This window comes from Streptomyces sp. NPDC051133 (genome assembly GCF_040682635.1).
Taxonomy (GTDB): domain Bacteria; phylum Actinomycetota; class Actinomycetes; order Streptomycetales; family Streptomycetaceae; genus Streptomyces.
Genome location: NZ_JBFBBK010000144.1, coordinates 1 through 3,916, shown reverse-complemented (window position 1 = coordinate 3,916; position 3,916 = coordinate 1). Strand labels below are relative to the sequence as shown.

The window sequence follows — 3,916 nt, the reverse complement described above, 5'->3', positions numbered from 1 at the left end:
AGGAGCGGAACACCGTCGAGCGGCTCATCAACAAGGTTGAAAGCCTGGCGGGGCATCGCCACTCGATACGACAAGACGCCCGAGAGCTACCTCGCCGGTCTCCACCTCCGCGCGTCGATGATCGCCGTAGGCAGCGTCGGCCACCACGACGGGCGGCGTCGTGCCCCACGAGTCCAGTGTGTCGAGCATGTCCAGGGCCAGCCGCCACTTCTCCCGGTGCGTGACTTCGGGCGGGACGCGGGTGAGGGCCCGGCGGTCGGTGTCCGAGGCCCACTCCTTGGGCAGGAACAGCCGCCACTGCAGCGGGCAGGAAGCGGTGTCGGTGGCGGCGTGGACGCTGACCGCGACCTGGCAGTTGGCCCGTTTGCCCAAGGCTCCGCAGTACTGCGCAGCCACGGCGGCCGACATTCTTCCGTCTTTGGGTACCGACACATCGTCGATCACCCAGGCCGCCGGGGTGATCAGCGGCAGCATCCGTTCGCAGATCCGCCGCTGCACGGGAACCGGGTCCCAGGTGGACTGGTTCACGAACTGCTGAAGGTTCTGCTCGTTGCCGTCCGGCAGCCGAGCTGCCATGGCCTGGACCGACTTGCGGCCGCCGTCCAGCATCAGTCCCCGCAGGTAGCAGTCGCCCTAGCCCGCTGGTCCTTGCGCGGCACCGAGGCGAACACATCGGCCACGTAGAGAGCCAACCTGGCCCGCACACGATTCACTTCATGTGAGCCCACCCATCCAACATGCCCACGAACAGACCCGACCGGAAGACCTAACGGAGTCCTACTATGTGCGATGACCGGCTTGGGATCGTGGCCCCTGATGGTGCCGAGCAGTTCGATCGTGTCCATGCTGCCGAATGCCCCGCACGCTTCGCAACGGCTTAGTGACGAGGGCAGCACAGACGATTCGCGTACGGCGTCCAGCCGGAGACGTGGCGAACGAGCTCTCGGGGCGTCCCGGCTCATAAGATGTCCGAAGCAGAAGAGTCTCTGACTGTGCTTACGCGGCCCTTTCGTATCCTCTCCTACGGAACTACGGACTCGGTGATCAGTGAAGCCGTCCATCTGCTTGTGCATGATCGTCAAGAATGAGGCAGCGGTCATTGAACGCTGCCTGACCTCTGTCCGCGACCTGATCGATACCTGGGTCATCTCTGACACCGGGTCAACGGATGGCACTCAGCAGCTCATTCGCTCTGCCCTGGACAAGATCCCCGGTGAGCTGCATGAGGAGCCCTGGGTCAACTTCGGCCACAACCGGTCCATGAACATCCGGCACGCCCACCGAAAGGCAAATTATCTCCTTCTTCTCGACGCGGATCATGTCCTGCGCAAACAGGGTCCGTTGCCGAAGCTGACTGCCGACGCCTACATGCTCCGTCACGAAGGGGCCACCGAATACCGCGTCAAGCGCCTCGTACGCGGAACCGTCCTCTGGCGCTACGAGGGCGTCACCCACGAATACATCACCAGCGACCGGCACAACAGCCAGAAAAATCTCGACGCGCTCGTCATCGAGGACCATGCCGATGGCGGAAGCCGCCGAGACAAATTCGAACGCGACGCACGCCTGCTCAGCGCCGAGATGGAACGCGACCCGAGCAATACCCGAACGGTCTTCTATTTGGCGCAGACCCTGCGCGACATGGGGACAACGGCCGAGGCCATCCGTCTGTACAAGCTTCGGGCCGACATGGGCGGCTGGGAAGAAGAGGTCTACTACGCCCTGCTCCAAGCCGGCATCCTGTCTGCAGAAACGGGTGACTGGCCCACGGCCATGGACATACTCTCGGCAGCATGGCAGTCACGGCCGCAGCGACTGGAAGCCTGCTACGAACTCGCCTCGCGACTGCGGCAACGAGGCAATCACCAGATGGCATACGCCCTCGTCCGCGCCGCGTTGGACACAGACATGCCTGATGACATCCTCTTCATCCAACCCTGGGTCTACCGATGGGGTCTGTTGTTTGAATACTCCATCACCGCCTATTGGGTGGGTGATACAGCAGGATCACTGAGCGCCTGCGACCGTCTCCTTGCCATGCCCGATCTACCGGATGCCTATCGCAGGCAAACTGTCATCAACCGCAACTTTGCCGCTCAACGGATCACTGGAATCCGCCAACCAGGAGGCAAGGCCATGGCGACTCACTGAGCCCGATTTCCGCAGGACTTGAGATGCCTACCGCAAGGGGGGCTGTGCCCGCGCGGAGGGCGGCCAGTGGTCACGGACGGCATGCCTGCCACCCCATCACTGCCCGTCAGTCTCATGTGAGCGCTCCTTCGATGCCGAGGAGAAAGTCCTGCCAATTCCTCATGTTTTCATTGCATAGTCCGGTCGCAGCGCTGCCCGTCGTCGGCCGGTCAGGACAAAAGCGGTGCAACACGCACCGGTCCAACTCTGCTATGAACTGCTGGAAATTGTAGGGTGCGCTCCGCTGACGCATGAGCGTCGTCAATCCCTTTTCACCAAAGGTGATTTCATGCGACAAAAATCTGGTGCCGATGCGCCACCGATCGTGTCACCGGGGCTGCCGGAGGCGGCTGAAGAGCAGCACCCCTCTTTTCCTTCCCAAGCTCCCACGCGCTGGGGGCTATTCCTTGCCACCAGACACCGGACGTGGGTGTGGTCTGGGATGCTCGGACTGGTGGCCTGTCTGACGCCGGTCACCTACCCGCAACCTTTCCAGGACGAACTCACCACCTGGTACGTGACAACGCGGGATTTCGGGCACATGGTGCAGACAGCCCAGCACTATGACATGGCCCTGTTGCCGTACTACGTGGTCATGCACCTGTGGGTCAGCATCGCGGGAGACTCGGTGTTGGCATTGCGCCTGCCGTCTGTGCTGGCGATGGCGGCCGCGGCTGCCTGTATCGCGCTCTGCGGAAAGCACTTGTTCGGTTGGCGAGCGGGGGTCGCGGCGGGCACCTTGTTCGCCCTGATTCCTGAGGTGGCGCACTACGGGATGGAGGCGCGGCCGTACGCCATGGTGATGTGCGCGGTAGCGGCGTCTGCACTGTTGCTGCTGCGTGCCCTCGAGCAGCCGGGCAGCACGCATCGGTGGGTGGCGTACGCGGCGGGCGTGGCGGCGATCGGGCTCCTGCAGCTAGTGGCGCTCACGGCGCTGACAGCGCATCTTGTGCTGGTGAGCGTGCGGGCGCGTCACGACCGGAGGGTCGTGCTGCCGTTCGGTCGCGCTCTGCTGGTGGGGTTGGTGTGCCCCGCTCCGGTGGCACTCGGGGCGTTGAGTCAGGCCTCCTCCAATGTGAGCTGGATCCCGCATCCGAAGGCGCATGACCTGCTCACGATGCTGCCGAACCTGTACAGCTCGCAACTGATGTGCGGTGCACTCGTCATGCTGGGACTGCTGGCTTGGTCACGGTCGGCGAAGCATGCACCGGAGCAGACCCCGCCCCAGCAGCGCAAGCGGCAGCAATCTGAGCGGACCGATTGTCAGCATGCGGGCAAGGAAGAGGGCACTACCGATCGCGTCTGGCGGTGGGCGCATACGCACGAGAGCTTGCTCTTCGCCGCTACCCTCGCTGTGGCCCCGCTCCCCCTGGTGTGGCTGTTGTCCCAAGGTACGGTGTCGTACTTCTTCTTCCGCTACCTGCTGTTCACGCTGATCGGCTGGACACTGCTGGCAGGGGCTGGCATTGCCACCGTGCACTCCGCGAAGACCCAGATTGCGATCGTAGTCGGGCTGGCGCTGATGATCCTGCCCGATATGCTGCAAAAGCGCGAGGAGTTCGCGCACACATGGATCGGTATTGACTACCGCTACGTCGCTCAGACCATCGCGAGGGAGCACCGCCCAGGCGACGCCATCGTCTACGCCCGTACCGTGAGGGACTCGGGCAGTCGTACGCCGTACTTGTCGGCCAGTTCCAGGACGGTGCCCGGCCGCATCGAACCG

At 63.6% G+C, this 3,916-nt stretch carries 1 protein-coding gene and 3 pseudogenes; 3 read left to right on the top strand and 1 reads right to left on the bottom strand.

Annotated features, from left to right (window positions below; translation table 11 throughout):
* Positions 1-129 (top strand): annotated as a pseudogene (locus AB0N17_RS45490) (IS5/IS1182 family transposase); the annotation flags it as partial.
* Here AB0N17_RS45490 and AB0N17_RS45485 read toward each other — a convergent pair.
* A pseudogene (locus AB0N17_RS45485) lies at positions 118-728 on the bottom strand (IS701 family transposase); the annotation flags it as partial. The pseudogenes AB0N17_RS45490 and AB0N17_RS45485 overlap by 12 nt on opposite strands.
* A gap of 343 nt (positions 729-1,071) precedes the next feature.
* Here AB0N17_RS45485 and AB0N17_RS45480 point away from each other — a divergent pair.
* Together AB0N17_RS45480 and AB0N17_RS45475 are read left to right on the top strand one after the other, a co-directional pair.
* Positions 1,072-2,151: a glycosyltransferase gene (locus tag AB0N17_RS45480; protein WP_366017563.1), complete on the top strand. Its 1,080-nt coding sequence runs from the start codon at positions 1,072-1,074 to the stop codon at positions 2,149-2,151.
* Positions 2,152-2,479: 328 nt separating this feature from the next.
* Positions 2,480-3,220: pseudogene (locus tag AB0N17_RS45475) on the top strand (glycosyltransferase family 39 protein); the annotation flags it as partial.
* Positions 3,221-3,916: the final 696 nt, after the last annotated feature.

Excerpts from the sequence above, each read along its gene's own strand:
- AB0N17_RS45480 (WP_366017563.1), top strand. The coding sequence starts at position 1,072 with ATGATCGTCAAGAATGAGGCAGCGGTCATTGAACGCTGCCTGACCTCT.